15 protein-coding genes are annotated in these 17,658 nt (G+C 54.3%); 5 read left to right on the top strand and 10 right to left on the bottom strand.

The window, feature by feature from the left end; genetic code table 11:
- Position 1: 1 nt before the first annotated feature.
- Entirely contained in the window at positions 2-2,194 is a 2,193-nt protein-coding gene (locus RBQ93_RS06370) for a hypothetical protein (RefSeq protein WP_320371244.1), read from the top strand.
- Complete coding sequence (locus tag RBQ93_RS06365) at positions 2,191-3,345, top strand: HD-GYP domain-containing protein (protein ID WP_320371242.1); 1,155 nt, start codon at positions 2,191-2,193, stop codon at positions 3,343-3,345. The genes RBQ93_RS06370 and RBQ93_RS06365 overlap by 4 nt, the downstream gene beginning before the upstream one ends.
- On the opposite strand, the gene RBQ93_RS06360 is transcribed toward RBQ93_RS06365, so the two are convergent.
- On the bottom strand, positions 3,342-5,165 hold the full coding sequence (locus tag RBQ93_RS06360) for a diguanylate cyclase domain-containing protein (RefSeq protein ID WP_320371240.1): 1,824 nt from the start codon (positions 5,163-5,165) through the stop codon (positions 3,342-3,344). The genes RBQ93_RS06365 and RBQ93_RS06360 overlap by 4 nt on opposite strands.
- A 289-nt stretch (positions 5,166-5,454) precedes the next feature.
- Here RBQ93_RS06360 and eno point away from each other — a divergent pair, with 289 nt between their 5' ends.
- Together eno and RBQ93_RS06350 are read left to right on the top strand one after the other, a co-directional pair.
- A complete protein-coding gene (gene eno, locus RBQ93_RS06355) occupies positions 5,455-6,747 on the top strand; it encodes a phosphopyruvate hydratase (protein WP_320371238.1) in 1,293 nt (430 codons plus the stop codon).
- A 145-nt stretch (positions 6,748-6,892) separates the two neighbouring features.
- Positions 6,893-8,413, top strand: coding sequence for a glucose-6-phosphate isomerase (locus tag RBQ93_RS06350; protein WP_320371237.1), 1,521 nt, complete (start codon positions 6,893-6,895; stop codon positions 8,411-8,413).
- A gap of 71 nt (positions 8,414-8,484) precedes the next feature.
- Here RBQ93_RS06350 and RBQ93_RS06345 read toward each other — a convergent pair whose 3' ends face one another.
- The 9 genes from RBQ93_RS06345 to cimA all read right to left on the bottom strand — a co-directional run bounded on the left by RBQ93_RS06345 (position 8,485) and on the right by cimA (position 16,255).
- The gene (locus RBQ93_RS06345; RefSeq protein WP_320371236.1) at positions 8,485-9,324 is read right to left on the bottom strand and encodes an HDOD domain-containing protein; all 840 of its coding nucleotides are present in this window, start codon (positions 9,322-9,324) and stop codon (positions 8,485-8,487) included.
- Between the two features lie 74 nt (positions 9,325-9,398).
- The gene (locus tag RBQ93_RS06340; protein WP_320371235.1) at positions 9,399-10,031 is read right to left on the bottom strand and encodes a class I SAM-dependent methyltransferase; all 633 of its coding nucleotides are present in this window, start codon (positions 10,029-10,031) and stop codon (positions 9,399-9,401) included.
- Positions 10,028-10,534, bottom strand: a complete 507-nt coding sequence (locus RBQ93_RS06335; protein WP_320371234.1) for a hypothetical protein — start codon at positions 10,532-10,534, stop codon at positions 10,028-10,030. The genes RBQ93_RS06340 and RBQ93_RS06335 overlap by 4 nt, the downstream gene beginning before the upstream one ends.
- A gap of 15 nt (positions 10,535-10,549) precedes the next feature.
- On the bottom strand, positions 10,550-11,401 hold the full coding sequence (gene opp4C / locus RBQ93_RS06330) for an oligopeptide ABC transporter permease (protein WP_320371233.1): 852 nt from the start codon (positions 11,399-11,401) through the stop codon (positions 10,550-10,552).
- An 11-nt stretch (positions 11,402-11,412) separates the two neighbouring features.
- Positions 11,413-12,387, bottom strand: coding sequence for an ABC transporter permease (locus RBQ93_RS06325; RefSeq protein WP_320371232.1), 975 nt, complete (start codon positions 12,385-12,387; stop codon positions 11,413-11,415).
- Positions 12,384-12,983 carry an XTP/dITP diphosphatase gene (locus RBQ93_RS06320; RefSeq protein WP_320371231.1) on the bottom strand — a complete coding sequence of 200 codons (600 nt, stop codon included), beginning with the start codon at positions 12,981-12,983 and terminating at the stop codon, positions 12,384-12,386. The genes RBQ93_RS06325 and RBQ93_RS06320 overlap by 4 nt, the downstream gene beginning before the upstream one ends.
- Entirely contained in the window at positions 12,980-13,693 is a 714-nt protein-coding gene (gene rph / locus RBQ93_RS06315) for a ribonuclease PH (protein ID WP_320371229.1), read from the bottom strand. The genes RBQ93_RS06320 and rph overlap by 4 nt, the downstream gene beginning before the upstream one ends.
- A gap of 414 nt (positions 13,694-14,107) precedes the next feature.
- Entirely contained in the window at positions 14,108-14,671 is a 564-nt protein-coding gene (locus tag RBQ93_RS06310) for a helix-hairpin-helix domain-containing protein (RefSeq protein ID WP_320371228.1), read from the bottom strand.
- Positions 14,672-14,674: 3 nt separating this feature from the next.
- The gene (gene cimA / locus RBQ93_RS06305) at positions 14,675-16,255 is read right to left on the bottom strand and encodes a citramalate synthase (RefSeq protein ID WP_320371227.1); all 1,581 of its coding nucleotides are present in this window, start codon (positions 16,253-16,255) and stop codon (positions 14,675-14,677) included.
- Between the two features lie 978 nt (positions 16,256-17,233).
- On the opposite strand from cimA, the gene RBQ93_RS06300 reads away from it, so the two are divergent.
- On the top strand, positions 17,234-17,635 hold the full coding sequence (locus RBQ93_RS06300) for a rhodanese-like domain-containing protein (protein WP_320371226.1): 402 nt from the start codon (positions 17,234-17,236) through the stop codon (positions 17,633-17,635).
- Positions 17,636-17,658 lie beyond the last annotated feature (23 nt).

The following is a 17,658-nucleotide window of genomic DNA, read 5'->3' as shown; positions in this document are numbered from 1 at the left end:
TGTGTTCGATTCCGTCATCCAAAACATGACCGTCTCTATTGATCAGGAGAAGGCACTCAGCCTGCTGATCACCGATCTGCACCTGATCCGTCGCCACTGGATCGCCTACCCCCCTGGCCATCCAGTGGTGCAAAACGGACTGCTAAAAATACAGCAATCGTTTCAACAACTGCTAACCATCCAGCCACAGGTGACGATCGGCGTAACGCGTGACGGCTTATTGCTGGGCGAAGACTACCTCGACAAAGCCAGCCCAAACTGCCGTGCCATGGCAACCGCACTCTTTGAACGTGGCATTGGTGCACTGGTGATCTGTCAGCAGCCATCTCTGGACGAACTACAGGCATTGTTGCGCATTCTGGCGCTCAAGCGCGAAGAGATCCTGGCATCAGGCGGCATTGAAGCGGTCTGGCAGCAAACTGGCAGTAGTGCCATTAAGCTGCGTGGTATCCGCTATGACCGCTTCAGCGGTACTGAAGAGCTGAAGTTGACTGGTGATGATGCTGATAGCGGCTCGTTGTGGCAGCGGTTTGTACAGCTGTTGATGCAGGGACAGGTCGGCCTGGCAGGTCAGGAACATACCGGAGAGACACGTCCTGAGGTGCTGGCGGCTACACTGAATGCCCTGTTTACGCAGCGCATGGGTGTGGGCAGTGGTCTCGCCTTTAATCAGATCAGAGATGCGCTGTCAACCATGCAGGCCATCGTAAATGCCAAGGGCACGGTAGCACCTGACACTGCATCTGACGTGTCGCCGTACCCTGCCACCGGTGACCAGGCTGGTCTTGCTGCCTTTGTTGCTGCACTTGATCCCGCGCTCCGTCGTCAGATTCTGGACGGTTTCTGCGAGATCGGTTCGGGCGATGCCACAGCCATGGAGAGCTTCTTCCGTCATCTTGGACCAGGTCTCCTGCAGGAAACCTATGCAACAGCTGAGCAGTTTACAACCGCTCCTGAGTTGTTAAAGGGTATTTTACGCAAACTGGTTCCGCAGATGACAACATCATACGAAACCAGCAGCGAAGAGGAAGAAATCCGCGACAAGGTGCGTGTACTGCTACAAGAACACCGTCAGGAGACCTATATCCCCGACGACTATCTGGATGGCTTGCAAGACCTTTTAAGCGGCACACCGTTACGGCAGCTTGCCCCCGCTATCCTGCAGGAGGAATTAGAAACTCTTGCTGTAAGCGCCATTGAATGCCGAGCCAGCGAAATTATTCTGCAGTTGGTGGTTACTGACCCGGAAGGAGAGGATCTCGAACAACTGATCCACAACCTGTCCGATATGTGCGGATATTTTCTGGAATTGGGTGATTACGCACAGGTACTGCGGATTCTCAGCCAGGCAGCCTCACCGCAGGTGCCGCAACAGCTTCGTCTGGCATTGCGCGATGCCTTCAGCCGCCGGGAGTTTTTAGATGAGATTCTGTCGGGATTGACCATCTGGGGCAAACCCAAATATGAGCAGGTAGGCCTGTTGATCCAGGTTATCGGCAGGCCGTTCCTCGACCCGCTGCTTGACCGGTTGGCCGAAGAAGAAACCATGTCGCTGCGCAGATTCATGATGGATCGTGTGCTGGCCTTTGGCGAGGCCGCCCGTCCAGCGCTTTTGGAACGGCTCGCTGATAGTCGCTGGTATGTACTGCGCAATATCATCGTCATGCTACGCACTCTGGCGCCGGGCCAGGAAACAGACCGTTTACGGCCGCTCCTGAAACATGCAAACGCCAAGGTCCGTCAGGAAGTACTCAAATCACTGCTGTTAGGTGGAGATCCGATCGCCCAACGCCAGGTGATGCGCGACCTTGATTCAGCAGACCGCGAGACCCAGCTGGCTGCTTTAAGCCTGGTTGACCGCTCCAGCCCTCCAGAGATGACCGCAAAACTCGTGCAGCTGCTTTCAACTGGCGGCTACAGCCCAGTCGAGTACGAATTAAAGGCAGCCTGCGTGCAGGCCTTGGCCGAAACGGGGCGTCCCGAGGCGCTGCCCGAGCTGACAAAAGTGCTTGGCAGTCGCAGTTTACTGGCTTTTAAAACTCTCAACCGACTCAAGGCTGATATCGTCAGGTCTCTGGATCGCTATCCCTCCCAGGCAGCACTTCCGCTCCTCGAACGCCTCGCAAAGGGTTCTGACGAACTGGCTTCATTGGCGTCGGAACAGCTGAAGCTGGTACGGAGCAAGACCATATGAATAAAGCTGTCATGACTGAAAATATTCATGAATTCATCAGGCACCTGCTTTCGTCGTCGGCTGCGGCCGGCTTGTATGGCATGTCTCATCAGCAGGTACAGCGTCTGGTGGGAGTTGCCTACGCCAGCCTGAGCAAAGCCTTGGCTGTCCGTCCCGATATTGCCATGCTGGAGGTGAATGGTGAGCTGGTGATTGATGCTGAACCGCAACCGTTTTCGCTGGTGTTGGAGCGTTTTGCCCGCATGTTGCAAGACAACGGTATCGGTCACCTGCGCTTCCTGGCCGGTGTTTCACTGGATGAACTAAGCTCTTTTATCAGCACCTTGGCACAACAGACCGATCAACCATTGGGGTCTGGTGAGTTTATTCGGGTCGGTCGGGTCGAACTGCCGGAACAAGGTGATGATGTGGGCAGTCTTGGGGCGGGTAGCACGGGCAGCGGAAGCGGGCAGATCAGTCTTGAGGAGCTGTCAGGGGTCGAGCTGGCCCGCTTGACGGAGGTCTATGAGGCCATCAAGCGAAACGAACGGCTCAAGCCGAGCGGTATTGCGACAACCGTTGCCGAGCTGCTGGAGGCTTTCAGGCGGGAAGGTGAAGCGTTGCTGGTGATGGCTGCCTTACGTGAAAAGGATGAGTACACCTTCACCCATAACGCCAATGTCAGCATCCTGGTTATGGCACAAGCCATGTCGCTGGGGATCAAGGGACAGCTCTTGAACGACATTGGCATGGCGGCCATGCTGCACGATATCGGCAAGATGTTTGTGCCGGATGAGATTCTGACTAAACCGGGCAAGCTGACGGATGAGGAATTTACCATTATGAAGCGACATCCGGTAAAAGGGGCCCGCTATCTGCTGGAGACACCCGGGGTGCCAAGATTGGCCGCGATCGTGGCCTATGAGCATCACATGCGTGACAATCTGAGCGGTTATCCAGCAGCCCCCAGAGGGTGGCGGCTCAACCTGGCCAGCCAGATGACCTCGATTGCCGATGTCTTTGATGCCATGCGTACCCGCCGTCCCTATCAACCCCCCAGGGATACCGACGAGATTGCCAACCTGTTGTTGTCAAAAACCGGCACCGAGTTTCCCCAGCCACTGGTTCAAAATTTTCTGCTACTGCTTGACCGCCGCAAGCAGTCATCCTAAGACATTTTGCGCTGTTTTTTGTCCTCGTACATCGCCAGGTCAGCCTCGCGAATGGTCTCATGCAAACGAGCGGGGACATGCGTGGTTGAGGCTCCCAGTGAAAACAGAATCGGCAGATCGTGTTCAGTGCGGCTGTTACCACTGGAAAGCAGTTCCCGGGCGCGCTGCATGATGGTTTCAAGCAGTTCCTCCCCCACCCCTTTCAGCAGCACCGCAAACTCATCTCCTCCCAGCCTCACGATGGTATCACCGCCGCGAAATGCCTCCCGCAGCAAATTGGCCGCTGCCTTGATCATGGCATCACCATGGTCATGCCCATACTGATCGTTCACCGTCTTGAGGCCATCCAGATCAGCAATCACCACCGAAATGGGGGCTGTCCGGCCTTGGCGCAGGTTCTCAAGTTCTGCCTCGAAAAAGGCCCGGTTAAATAGCTGGGTAAGCTCGTCATGGGTACTGAGATAGCGCAGCCGGTCCTCCATCTCGCGCCGTTTGGTGACGTCGCGGGCGACGTGCACCGCGCCCACCAGATTACCATCCGTATCAAAGGTCGGATTGACCGTAATATGAAAATAACTGTCCATGTGGGGAATGAACACTTCGGCTTCGTGGGGCTGACGGTCCTTGAGTAGTGCCACATGGGGGCAACTGTCCGGCGGGTGGCTGGCGCCATGGAACTGCAGGTAACAGGGGGCTCGACCTGATAGTCCGGTACCATCGTTCCCTAACCGCTCACGGGCAGCCTTGTTGATATGCACAATCTGATGGGCAGTGTCGATCACCGTGACCATATCAGGGATTGTGTCAAAGGTTTCCCGCCACTGTACATTGGCCAGTTCCAGTGCCCGCCGGGCACTTATCCGCTCTTCTTCCAGTTTTACGCGCCCCATGAAGCTTCCAAGGCCTCGAGTGGCGGTCATTACCATTGAGGTTTCAGCATCGGACCATGCCCGTTCGCGATGCATGTCATACAGACTCGCAAAGCCCCACAAACAACCATCCTCAAAGATAGGGGTCATCAGCAGCGAACGGATCTTGAGCGCATCGAGTATGGTGCGCTCCTCAGGGGGGAAAGACGCTCGCGGACCGGACAGAGATTTGCCCTGTTCCAGCATGCGGTGCCAGCGCTCGACATAGGGCAATTCAGGCGCATCGGGATCGATCCCGTCCAGTACCCGCCTGACCATATCACCACTTGCGAAACCGCTCACCAGACGCACTTCACGCTGATTAAAAAGTGAATCCTGATAGCTGAACAGACAAACCTTGTCGGCCTGGGCAGCCTTGGCCATCTCTTGCAGGGCAAAGTCAACGGCATCCTGATTGGCATCGGCAGATAGGAGATACTGGATTGCCATATTCACGCCTGACAAGAGCCGGGATTGCTGGCTGGCCAGACGCTGGCTGCGCAGGGCAGCAGCCTCTTTTTGTAGGAGGTGAAGTAGCTGTTCAATGTCGATCGGTTTCAACAGGTAGCCATCGATCTTCAGACTGATTGCCTTCAGCAGATGTTCGGTATCGCTGCAGGCCGAAACGACAATCACCGGTACTTGGGGGCGTTCTTGTTTGATGTGACGAACCAGCTCCAACCCGGACATGGCAGGCATGGTGAGATCAGTCAAAACCAGGTCTGGCATCTGCCTGCGAAAACGTTCCAGCGCCACACGGCCATTTTCAGCCAGATACAGTTCGCCGCAGATCGGTGTCAGAATACGGGCAACATGCTTGCGGACCAGTTCATCGTCTTCGGCAAACAAAATGGAAAGCTCGCGCAGATCAAGCGGCGTGATTGTTGGTGAGGTAGTTTTGTGGGGGACCATGGCAAGACCTTTGTCTGCTTGTATCAGGCTTTATTAGCCTGTTACACCACACCTGTCAAGCCAAGCTAAACATTAGTTTAAACTCAGACTACTGATTGTCCCATTATGAACCCAAAAAAGATCCGAGTGGTCGAATACAAAAAACAGAGTCCACAAAACCATCGAGTGACCACATTTTAAGCATTGCAGGCTTCCCTTTTGACGTGCCAGTTGCTATACAAGACAGACGTTATCTCAGTGCGACCGCCTTGCTGCGGCCGGATACATTTATTCCTGAAGGAGAGAGAGCATGAGTGAAATCGTCGACATCTACGCACGGGAAATACTCGACTCCCGCGGCAACCCCACCCTTGAATGTGAAGTATTCCTTGAGTCCGGCGCCTTTGGCCGGGCTGCTGTTCCTTCCGGGGCTTCCACCGGTGAGCGAGAGGCGCTGGAACTGCGGGATGGCGACAAGTCCCGCTATCTGGGAAAAGGTGTACTTAAGGCGGTTGAGAACATAAACAATCGGATCGCTGATGAGTTGATCGGCATGGAGGCCGGCGACCAGGTGGGGATTGACCAACGGATGCTGGAGATGGACGGCACCGAGTTCAAGAGCACCCTGGGGGCCAACGCCATCCTGGGAGTTTCGCTGGCAGTAGCCAAGGCCGCTGCCGAAGAGGCCGGCCAACCGCTCTACAAATACATTGGCGGCGCCAACGCCCGCGAGCTGCCGCTGCCGATGATGAATATCATCAACGGTGGCGCCCATGCCGACAACAATGTCGACATTCAGGAATTCATGATCATGCCGGCTGGCGCCTGCTGTTTTGCCGAGGCCCTGCGGATGGGTGCCGAGATATTCCACGCCCTGAAGGGTGTATTAAAGGCTAAGGGCTACAACACCGCAGTGGGTGACGAGGGTGGTTTCGCGCCCAACCTGAAATCGAACGAAGAGGCCCTGGAAGTGATCATGGAGGCGATCGTCAAGGCCGGTTACAAACCGGGTGACGATGTACTGCTGGCACTTGATGTCGCCTCTTCAGAACTGTTCGACAAGGAGAAAGGCACCTATACCCTGGAGAACGAGGCCCAGAAGGTCAAGACCAGAGAAGAGATGGTGCAGTTTTACGAGAACCTGGTCAACAAGTATCCGATCATCTCCATCGAAGACGGCATGGCCGAAAACGACTGGGATGGTTGGAAACTGCTGACCGACCGTCTGGGTAAGCGGGTCCAGATTGTGGGTGACGACCTGTTTGTGACCAACCCTGCCATCCTGAAAGAGGGTATCCAGAAAGGGATCGCCAACTCGATCCTGATCAAGCTGAACCAGATCGGCACCTTGACCGAGACCCTGGAGGCGATCGAGATGGCCAAGCGGGCTGGTTACACCACGGTCATCTCCCACCGCTCCGGTGAAACGGAAGACACCACCCTGGCCGACCTAGCAGTGGCGGTCAATGCTGGCCAGATCAAGACCGGTTCCCTGTGCCGCACCGACCGGGTTGCCAAATACAACCAGCTGCTGCGGATTGAGGATGAGCTTGATACCACTGCCCAGTTCAAAGGCAAGGACGTGTTCTACAACCTGAAATAAAGAGTAGCTCTGTATATTTGAATAGATGATATCAAACGGGCGGGAGCAAGTTCCCCGCCCGTTTGGCGTATCAGCCTGCGCTGGCAATTCATCCAGCTTGTGGTATAGCACTAGGCACTACCACAACTTAAAGGAGCTACAATCCATGGATTCGGCCTCACTCTGGAAGCGTTATCAACAGTACCTCTGCCACTGTCCTGAACTTGGCCTCTGGCTTGATGTCAGCCGGATGGGTGCTGATGATGGCTTTTTGCAACAACTGGAACCGGCCATGCAGCAGGCTTTTATTGAGATGCAGGCTTTGGAGACAGGCGCGATCGCCAATCAGGATGAAAAGCGGATGGTGGGTCACTACTGGCTGCGGGATACCGCACTGGCCCCTTCGCGGGAACTGCGACAGGAAATCGAACAAACCGTTCAAACCATCGAGCGTTTTGCGGCCGACATCCATAACGGCACCATCTGTTCCCCAGCAGGGAACCCTTTTCACAAACTGCTACTGATCGGTATTGGCGGCTCAGCCTTGGGACCTCAGTTTGTGGCTGACGCGCTGGGCGGGCCAGGCGACAAAATGGCCGCCTACTTCCTTGACAACACCGACCCGGACGGCATGGACCGTGTATTTCAACAGATTGGTGAACTCGCTGAGTGTCTGGTGCTGGTCATTTCCAAAAGCGGTTCGACCAAAGAAACCCGCAACGGCATGCTGGAGGCCCAGGCTGCGTGGCATAAAGCCGGCCTGGATTTCAACCGTCAGGCCGTGGCCGTTACAGGAACTGACAGCGAGCTGGATCGGCTGGCAGTAGCAGAGGGCTGGCTGGCACGTTTCCCGATGTGGGACTGGGTAGGTGGTCGCACTTCGATCATGTCGGCTGTGGGGTTGTTGCCTGCCGCCTTGCAAGGTCTTGATATCCAGGGCCTGATGGAGGGGGCACGTCTGTGTGATCAGGCAACCCGCAGCACCACTACCCGTAGCAACCCGGCGGCCCTGATGGCCCTGATGTGGCACCACGCAACCAACGGCTGCGGTGCTAAAGATCTCGTCATGTTACCGTACAAGGATCGTCTGCTGCTGTTTTCACGCTACCTGCAACAGCTGATCATGGAATCGATCGGCAAGCAGTTTGACCGCAACGGCAGACAGGTGCATCAGGGGTTGACGGTCTATGGCAACAAAGGGTCCACCGATCAGCACGCTTATGTACAACAGTTGCGTGAGGGGGTGCACAACTTCTTTGTGACCTTCATCGAGGTGCTGCAGGATCGCCAAGGCGAGTCGTTGGAGGTTGAGCCCGGTATCACCAGCGGTGACTTTCTGTTTGGATTTCTGTACGGCACTCGACAGGCGTTGACTGAGCAGGGACGTGCATCCATGACCATCACTGTTGAGCGGCTTGATGCGCGCACGGTCGGCACCCTGATCGCCCTGTTTGAGCGGACGGTTGGGTTATATGCCTCGCTGATCAATATCAACGCCTATCATCAGCCCGGTGTTGAGGCAGGCAAGAAGGCTGCTGGGGCGATCATTGAACTGCAGCGGCAGCTACATGACTTGCTGAAGACCAGGCCTGATATGTCGTCGCCCGATGAGCTGGCTACTGCCCTCGGGGTTCCTGAAAAAGCAGAAACGATCAATGCCTTGTTACGCCGCATCACCCATCGCTAGGCAAAAAAAGCCCCGCTCAAACATGGTTGAACGGGGCTTTTCTGTATCGAATATGCTAATTAATCGTAACGTTAGAATTCAGCCTCACGCGATTCTTCCAACAGCGCCTGTAGTTCTGCAATCTGCATCTCACCAATATCCAGCACCTCGGCCTCCAGTGTTTGTTGCAAAGCCAGGCTGGGATCATGTTTGAGCCCCAAACCGAAACGATGGCAAGATTGGTTCACAAAGCGTACTATGGCCAGCATCTTGTTGGTAGGGTCCCACTCCTCAAGGTGGTGATCACGCACTACATCACAGTACATGGCCGGGAAGTTCCAGTGCTGCATCAGACGATGCCCCTGCTCGACGTGCATCGCCTCAAATATCTCCAGCACCAGTTCGTCATCAAACATGGAGTTGATCACCCCGGCCTGCACCAGTCGCTCAATGGACTTAAGCAGGTACAACTTGCCCACGTCGTGTAACAGGGCTGCCAGATAAATCTCATCCGCGATGCCGCGCATGCCGCAATTTTGGGCCAACCAGCGGGCTCCCAGGGCGCTGCCGTGGCTGTGCAGCCACATCGCCTTCATGTAGCGATCCAGAGCAGCGTTTTCTGATGCATGGGCCGATGCCTGTGAAGCGGCAATGGCAATATTGATTACCTGCTGGGCCCCCAGACGTATCACTGCCTCTTTGATGGTGGCCACCTTGGTGCGCCCCATGTACATGGGCGAGTTGGACATCTTCAGCATCTGGCTGGCCAGCGATTGGTCCTCATTGGCTACCTGAGCCACCTCGTCAACGGTGAAATCGTAATCCGACAGCATCCGTTGCAGCTTAAGCGCCACCGGATGAAAAATTGGAAGCTCGATCGGTTGTGAGGCCAGCAGTTTTCTGACCGTTTCTGGTATCACCACCTGGGACATGCACTCCTCCTGAAAGACGAACATCTGCACAAAAACTGGTACGTACTTATTCTATATTCAAATAGTTGTCAATCTTAACGACGACCGGTGGTCAGGTTTACCCGGTACTTCTGAATATCAGTTCCACGCTGTTTTTCAACATCCATGACCCGGACCGTACGGACATTGCTGAACCCGGCCTCACAAAACAGGTGTTCCATCTCCTGGTTGCTAAAACCATGATGTTCAATGCCGGTCGGGTCATCGTGAAAGCTGCCGTCCTCAGTAGCCAGGTCAGCGATACAGAGTTGGCCGCCAGGACTGAGTGTGGCCTGAAACGTCTTGATCAGGCCACCAACATCGGCAATATGGTGCATAGTCATGCTGCTGACCACCAGATCAAAAGTCGGTGGCAACTCGCCTAAGCCATCATGGGGAAGCAGAAAGGGAGTGACATTTGTAATGCCGGAATCCTTTATCTTGCAAGTCAGCTGCTCCAACATCCCCCGAGAACTGTCAGCCGCCACAATTTCACGCACCAACGGTGCCAGTAACAAGGTCACCAGGCCGGTACCGCATCCAAAATCAAGCACGCGCATAGAGCTATCAGGATGGGCCTCGCGAATAATGGCATCACTTACAGCGTGCGCCAGCTTCACCCGCCGCTCCTTCTGATCCCAGTTGGCTGCGGCACTATCAAAGTCGCGACGAACCTGCTGACCGGTCATACTGCCTCCAGCCGGATAGGACAACGTGGGCACTCTGCATCCCATACCTCATAACCATCACCGGCAAGGTTTAAAAAACGCTCCATCCGGTCTCTAAAATAATCCAACGGTGCTGCTTCCTGTTCGACATCGGCCAACTCATCCGCCGAAATCAGGTGCTGCTGGTGCAAAAAACGGTACCAAGCCAGCACCCCCTCCAGGTGGCGTTCCAGGACGGCCATTTCCGGTTCCAGGGTACGGGTGATATACCAATTGGCGGCAAAATACCGTACCAAGCCTGGCTGTGGACGCAAGATGTTCTGTTGCAAAAAATCAATTACATAATCACGCACAAAATAGTCAGCCGAATAGGCCAAACCTGAAGCCTGTTCGGGTGTTAATCCATTGTTTTGCAAGTTATTGTAGAACTTTTCCAACAGCTGGCGACACAACCCATCCACCCTTAACTCGTCCTCAAGACTCTCAAAGTCAAAATCGGCATGTTCAAATGTTATCTGCGGCACAGTCGTGTAACTCCTTTAACGGATCGTACGTGGGTCAAGGGCATCTCGAATCCCCTCCCCCAAAAGGTTATAGGACAAAACGGTGATCAGGATCGCCAAACCGGGAAACAGCGAAAGCCACCAGGCAAACTCGATATAATCCTTGCCCGAGGTGAGGATATTGCCCCAACTCGGCGTGGGCGGCTGAACCCCGATGCCCAGAAAGGAAAGCGCCGATTCGGTCAATATCGCTCCGGCTACCCCCAAGGTAGCTGCCACCAGCACCGGTGACAAGGCATTAGGCAAAATATGCCGTGTAATAATTCTCAGGTCAGAACAGCCGATACAACGGGCTGCCAGGATATATTCCATCTCGCGAATTGTCAGAACCTCGGCCCGCACCAGTCGAGCGACACCCATCCAGCCGGTGAGGCCGATCACCGCCATGATGATCCAGATCGAAGGTTGTAAAAAGGCGATCACCGCCAAAATCAGAAAAAAACTGGGGAAGCAGAGCATAATATCCACCAGCCGCATCAGCAGAGTATCAAGCCAGCCACCATAGTAGCCGGCCAATAAACCAACCGTCATACCCAACAGCACTGCGATACCCACTGCCACAAAGCCGACCTTAAGCGATATCCGGGCACCAAACAGAACCCGCGCCAGCACGTCCCGACCTAGTTCATCGGTGCCAAACCAATGCTGACAGGTGGGCGGTTGCAACACTTCCCAGGCATTGATGGTTGAGGGGTGATATGGAGAAAGCCAGGGCGCCAACAGTGATATGACAAACAACATCAACACCACCGTCCCGCCAAGCATGGCGAGGCGGTTGCGGCGCAGGCGTGGCCAGAAAACCGTATAGGCAAAGCTCTTCTTAAACATCAGGCTCCCTATTACTGCTGACGGATGCGGGGATCAGCCAGTGCATAACTGATATCGGCCAGCAGATTGCCCAGCAACGTTAAAAAGGCTCCGATTACCAGGATACCCATCACCACCGGATAATCTCGAGCCATCACCCCTTGGTAAAAAAGTTGTCCCATGCCTGGAATGGAAAAAATAGTCTCAAAGATGACGCTGCCGCCGATCAGGCCTGGCAACGAGAAACCCACCAGGGTGATCAGCGGCAACAGGGCATTGCGCAGGGCATGCTTCCAGATCACCACCCGCTCGGAAAGTCCCTTTGCCCGTGCGGTGGTGATGTAATCCTGCTCAATCACCTGCAACATGGCCGAACGCATGTAGCGGGAGACACCGGCCAACGAGCCGAAAGAAGCCACCAGAATCGGCATGACCAGATGTTTGGCCAGATCCAGCAGTTGGCCAAACCAGCCGTAGGCCTCATAGCCCAGGGTGTGCATACCTGAAATCGGCAGCCAGTTAAGTTTGACGCCAAACAGGTACATCAACAGCAAGGCCAGCCAGAAAGTGGGCACGGCAAACCCGAGAAAGACAAACACCGTGATTCCCTTATCAAGGAGAGTGTTGCGGTGAACCGCCGCCAGCACGCCGATCGGGATCGCTAGACCGAATTCGATCACCAACGCCACGATGTTTAGTGAAAGGGTCACCGGCAACCGTTCCTTGATCTTATCCAGCACCGGTCGGTTGTCGCTGGAAAATGAGCGGCCAAAATCAAACTGCGCAAGCTGCTTGACCCAGGTGACATACTGAACATGCAGCGGTTTGTCGAGACCGTAGAACTTCTGCAGCCGTTCGCGGGCCTCTTTGCCAACCTTGGGGTTCATGGCCATCTGCATCTCAACCGGCTCACCAGGTGCCATGTGGATCACCGTAAAGGTGATCAGCGTGATACCGAACATCAGCGGAATCAGCAGTAAGATGCGACGTAGCAGATAGGCGGTCATCGTTGTTCCCGTTGCCTCAAGTAGACCTGAAAAGCGCGCAGGGCCTGTCCCCGGTGACTGATATGATTTTTTTCTTCCAGCGACAATTCGGCCATGGTCTGGTGGAAGCCGTCCACCAGAAACAGGGGGTCGTAACCAAATCCCCCCTCTCCTCGCAAACCATCCAGGATGCGACCGCTAACTATTCCCTGAAAGGTTTGCTCAGTACCATCGGGATGCACAAAGGCCATCACACAGACAAAGGCAGCCTTACGACTGGCCATGGGAAGCAACGCCAGTTCAGCAAGCAGCTTGCGGTTGTTGGCGGCATCGTCTGCAACGGGGCCGGCGAAACGGGCTGAAAGCACACCTGGACGTCCGTCCAGACCATCCACCACCAGGCCTGAATCGTCTGCAAGCACCGGCAAGCCGCTAACCAGACAGGCTTCGCGGGCTTTTTTTAAGGCATTATCAACAAAGGTGGCACCATCTTCCACCGTTTCCTGCAGCTCAGGCAGATCAGCAGCACAAAGTAGCTCCTCCACCAGGTCATCCAGAATAGCCCGGATTTCCTTTAGCTTGCCCCGGTTGCGGGTGGCCACCAACAGCCGCTTCATCGCGCAAGCGCCTCACGTTGCAGATCAAACAGCTGGCGAATACCATCCATGGCAAGGCTGCGCATGGCATCCATCTGATCGATGGTAAACGGTTCGGCCTCAGCCGTACCCTGCACTTCTACAAAACGGCCCGACGAGGTCATTACAAAATTCATGTCAACCTCGGCTCCCGAATCTTCATGATAATCAAGGTCAAGCAATGGCTGACCATCGACCATGCCGACACTGACCGCTGCCACCGCCTCCTTGAGTGGGTTGACTACCAACAAACCTCGTTGCTGCAGTGAAGCAACCGCATCAGCCAGGGCAACGTAGGCGCCGGTGATGGAGGCGGTACGCGTTCCGCCATCGGCCTGGATCACATCACAATCAAGATAGACTGTCCGCTCACCCAGCAGTGTCATATCGGTCACAGCACGCAATGAGCGCCCAATCAGGCGCTGTATCTCCAAGGTGCGGCCCGATTGTTTGCCCTTGGCAGCCTCACGGGGTGACCGGGTATGGGTGGCCCGTGGCAGCATCGAGTACTCAGCCGTTACCCAGCCGGTTCCCTTGCCGCGCAGAAAGGGCGGCACCGTCTCCTCTATCGAGGCGGTACAAATCACCCGAGTGTCGCCAAATTCAACCAACACTGACCCTTCGGGATGCTTGATAAAATGCCTGGTAATTGTGACCGGACGAAGCTGCTGGTTGTTGCGTTCTGTGCGCACTTTAGAAACACCTCATTCTTTCGTTAGTGCCGGAAATGTACGGTTTCAAGCCTGCCCTGTCAACAAAAACGGGGGATTCGCACCGCGAATCCCCCGTGGGGTCATCCTAACCAAGATGGGGTCTATCAGCCCAAAAACGTATTCGAACAACGAGCCCGATTTGCAAGGATCGTCGAGTCAACCACCTCGCCGCAGCAGGTGCATCTCCAGGCGTCAAAGGAACGTACAAAATCATAAAATTTCTCTGCAAACATCCGCCCCTGGCAACGTGGACACTTCATAACGATCCCTCCTTCACGCGTATGATGTAAGCCGAATACAAATAAAACAGGTGAGATCGTTTTATACATCTAGCGTGCCAAGTTAATCCCTTCTGGAGCCATTTGTTGCAAACACTGCCATACTCTACGGATTTCATATAGTTAAGAACGCTTTCAGTAGTGCAAGTTTCTTTTCAGCAATACCCTCAATCTGTAAAAGATCTTCAAAACGTCTAAAATCGCCATTATTTTGACGGTGCCGCACTATGCGCTGAGCCATGACCGGACCTATACCAGGCACCAGGCACAGTTCGTCAACTGTTGAGCTATTTACCGAAAGAGTGCCCAACAGCACCAGCCTTTGGTGGCCCGACAAAGGCTCAATCGTTGTCAAGCCGCGGGTCCTACCTGCCGGACATGCTATATCCAGTCTCACCGCCCCCTGTTTTTTCAAAACAGTTTCCAGGCTCGCTTGATCGAGCTTGATCGCGCACAGAGGCACCGCCATTTGGATGACATCATTCGTCATTTTTATGTCGATCAGCGAATAAATTCCGTGATGCCGCACAGAACCTGTTATCTGTAACCAGCCAACCGGCGGCGATGTAACACGAAAGGCCGTCACCGAGGAACGCTCCCCCCAGTGACGGCCTGTAATAAAGATTACGAGCACCATTCCGGCAGCCACTAACATCAGTGCTACCCGCTGCCAGATCATCGGTTATGCCTGAACAACTTCCTCAGACTTATGCAGTTTATAATCAATGGCATCGATCAACGCCTGATAGGATGCATCAATTATGTTGTCTGAAACACCCACCGTGCCCCAGCGGGAAGCCTTGTCGCCTGACTCGATCAGCACCCTGATCGAAGAGGCCGTTCCCTGGCCTGCTGGCAACACCCGCACCTTATAATCGTGCAGCTTAACCTCTTTCAGTTTCGGGTAAAACTTCTCCAACGCCTTACGCAGCGCATTATCAAGGGCGTTCACCGGGCCGTGCCCCTCAGCAGCAGTATGCTCTATCTTGCCGCCCACCTTAATCCTGACGGTGGCCTCGGCAGTCGGTTTCTGCTCGTCAGTTCGTTTTTCGTCCAGCACCCTGAAACCCATAACCTGGAAGTAATTGCGGTGAGTTCCAAGAGCCTTCTTCATCATCAACTCAAAGGAAGCCTCAGCCCCCTCAAACTGGAAGCCACGGTTTTCCATGTCCTTGATCTCTTCCAGAATCTCCTGGGTAACCGGATCTTTGCTATCCAGATTGATATGGAACTCCTCAGCCTTGGCCAGAATATTTGATTTACCCGAGAGATCAGAGACCAGTACGCGGGTGCTGTTACCCACAAGTTCTGGACGGATATGCTCATAGGTTTCAGGGTGGCGCTGGATGGCGCTGACATGAACCCCACCTTTGTGGGCAAAGGCTGACTTACCTACATAGGCTTGATGTTTATGAGGAGAAAGATTGGCCAACTCATAGACGAAGTGCGAGGCCTCACGCAGGGTCTTCAGCTGTTGGTCGGTGATGCAGTCTTTTTTCAGCTTCAGCTTGATGGCTGGAATGATCGAGCAGAGGTTGGCATTGCCGCAGCGCTCACCAAAGCCGTTGATGGTACCCTGCACCTGCACAATGCCGCGCTCTACTGCCACAATGGAGTTGGCCACGGCACATTCACCATCATTATGGGTATGGATACCGAGTGGAATTTTGATCTGCTGCTGTACCTTGGTGATGATCTCTGCGACCTCATAGGGCATGGTGCCGCCGTTGGTGTCGCAGAGGATGATGCAGTCGACCTTGGCATCCTGGGCAGCCAGCAAGGTCTTGATGGCGTAGTCAGGATTGGCCTTATAGCCATCAAAAAAGTGCTCGGCATCGTAAAACACTTCGCCTACATTCTGCTTGAGAAACGCCAGCGAATCGTTGATCAGCTCCAGGTTTTCTTCCAGCGATATGCGCAACGCCTCACGCACATGAAAATCCCAGGTCTTGCCAAAAATAGTGATCACGTCCGGTTGGGCAGCGATCAGGGTCTTGATGTTGTGATCCTGATCGGGAGTGGTCTTGGCCCGCCGGGTGGAGCCGAAGGCAGCTATCTTGGCCTGTTGCAGCTTTTCTTTCTTAATATCCTTGAAAAAAGAGACGTCTTTAGGGTTGCTGCCGGGCCAGCCACCTTCAATGTAATGAACACCCAGCTCATCCAACTTATGGGCGATCCTGATCTTGTCTTCCACCAGGAAAGAAATATCTTCGGCCTGCGTACCATCCCGCAGGGTTGTATCATACAATTTTACCAGGCTCATTGCGAACGCCTCCTGTCTATGAATTGCAGTTTATAACGATGTTAGAAGGTTTTCAGTATAGCATCACCAAGCCACTGTCAAGCACCATCTGCGGCCTTGACGTGCTGTTCCTGCTCCGCATAGAGATCTGTAGATAAGCCGCAACGTTTTGCCAGTTGACGATTTCACTAGAAATATAAGATAGTACTGCAATGAACGCTCGCTCCGTAAAATACGTGGCTGTTCCGATGCTGTTTATGGCATTGACGATGCTGTTCCTATCGCCACTTTGCTGCCTGGCTGCGCATCAACAACATGAGCATTCATGCCCAACTTCAACGCTTCCCGCTGACCCTGTTTCTGAACAGTCATCCGATTCTAATGATTCAACCTACCTGAACGACGGCCCACAAGAGCTGTTGCTGGCTACTGTTAAATCCATCGAGCCCCCCTGCCCTGCCAACCAGATATTTAACACAGAACTTCAACTACGTTTTCCCGCCGTATTCTACTCCATCTGCAATCCGCCTCAAAACTTCGCCTAACACCTGACGCAACCCCTAGGTTAGTTTTTCAACGCCGTAACCACCCACGTTACTCATTACAGGGTTGAGGTATAGCTCCATGAGCATTGAACAGTGTGCAAATACCAACTGTAGCCATTTTTTTGAGCTCATCGAATTCGGTGGCGATAGACCAGCTCCGCTTGTAACCAGAGCTGTTTGTTGCCCCTATTGTGGTCACAGGACAGAACGCCCCACTCGGGGAGCGTTCATTACTGCCCCCAGCGATCAGCAGCTAGACGGTATAGTTATTGCCTCCAGCACAGGAACGACCGGCTTGTCTTCTTCTGGCTGATGCGTTCTTTTGCTTGACAGCATTGGATCAGCTGCGTATCTTGACTTGCAACCAATTGATATTATTGCATATTAATTAGAATATTCAAATATACAGTTTATCGATTCCCGTTCAGGGAATATCACCCCACAAGGAGGCATCATGAGTATCCGCACCAGACTCGTCGCCAGCTTGGCGACACTGATGGCCGTGGCCCTGCTGACAGGTTGCGAAACCGGACCAGAGGTAAGAAGCGAGGCCCCCGCTCAACAAACTGTTGCAGCAGTCAAACCCGCAAAGCCAGCTGGGCCTGTCATGCCAGCCGGTGTCAGCGTGATCAGCACCGATGCCCTGAAAGCGTTGGTAGACAAGGGACCAGAAGCCGGCAACTATCTGTTGTTTGACAGCCGCCCTGCTGGCCGCTTCCACGCTGCCACTATTCCGACTTCAGAAAACCTGACCGATACCGAAATGGCGAAACTGGACCAAGAAGGCAAGGTCGCCACGCGTCTCGGTGAAGACAAGAACAAGCTGTTGATCTTCTGGTGCGGAGGCCCCACCTGACCGTTCTCCATCAAAGCTGCCGG

Source organism: Trichlorobacter sp., assembly GCF_034008105.1.
Taxonomy (GTDB): domain Bacteria; phylum Desulfobacterota; class Desulfuromonadia; order Geobacterales; family Pseudopelobacteraceae; genus Trichlorobacter.
Note: the sequence above shows the minus strand (reverse complement) of the source record. Positions and strands in the feature narration are given on the sequence as shown.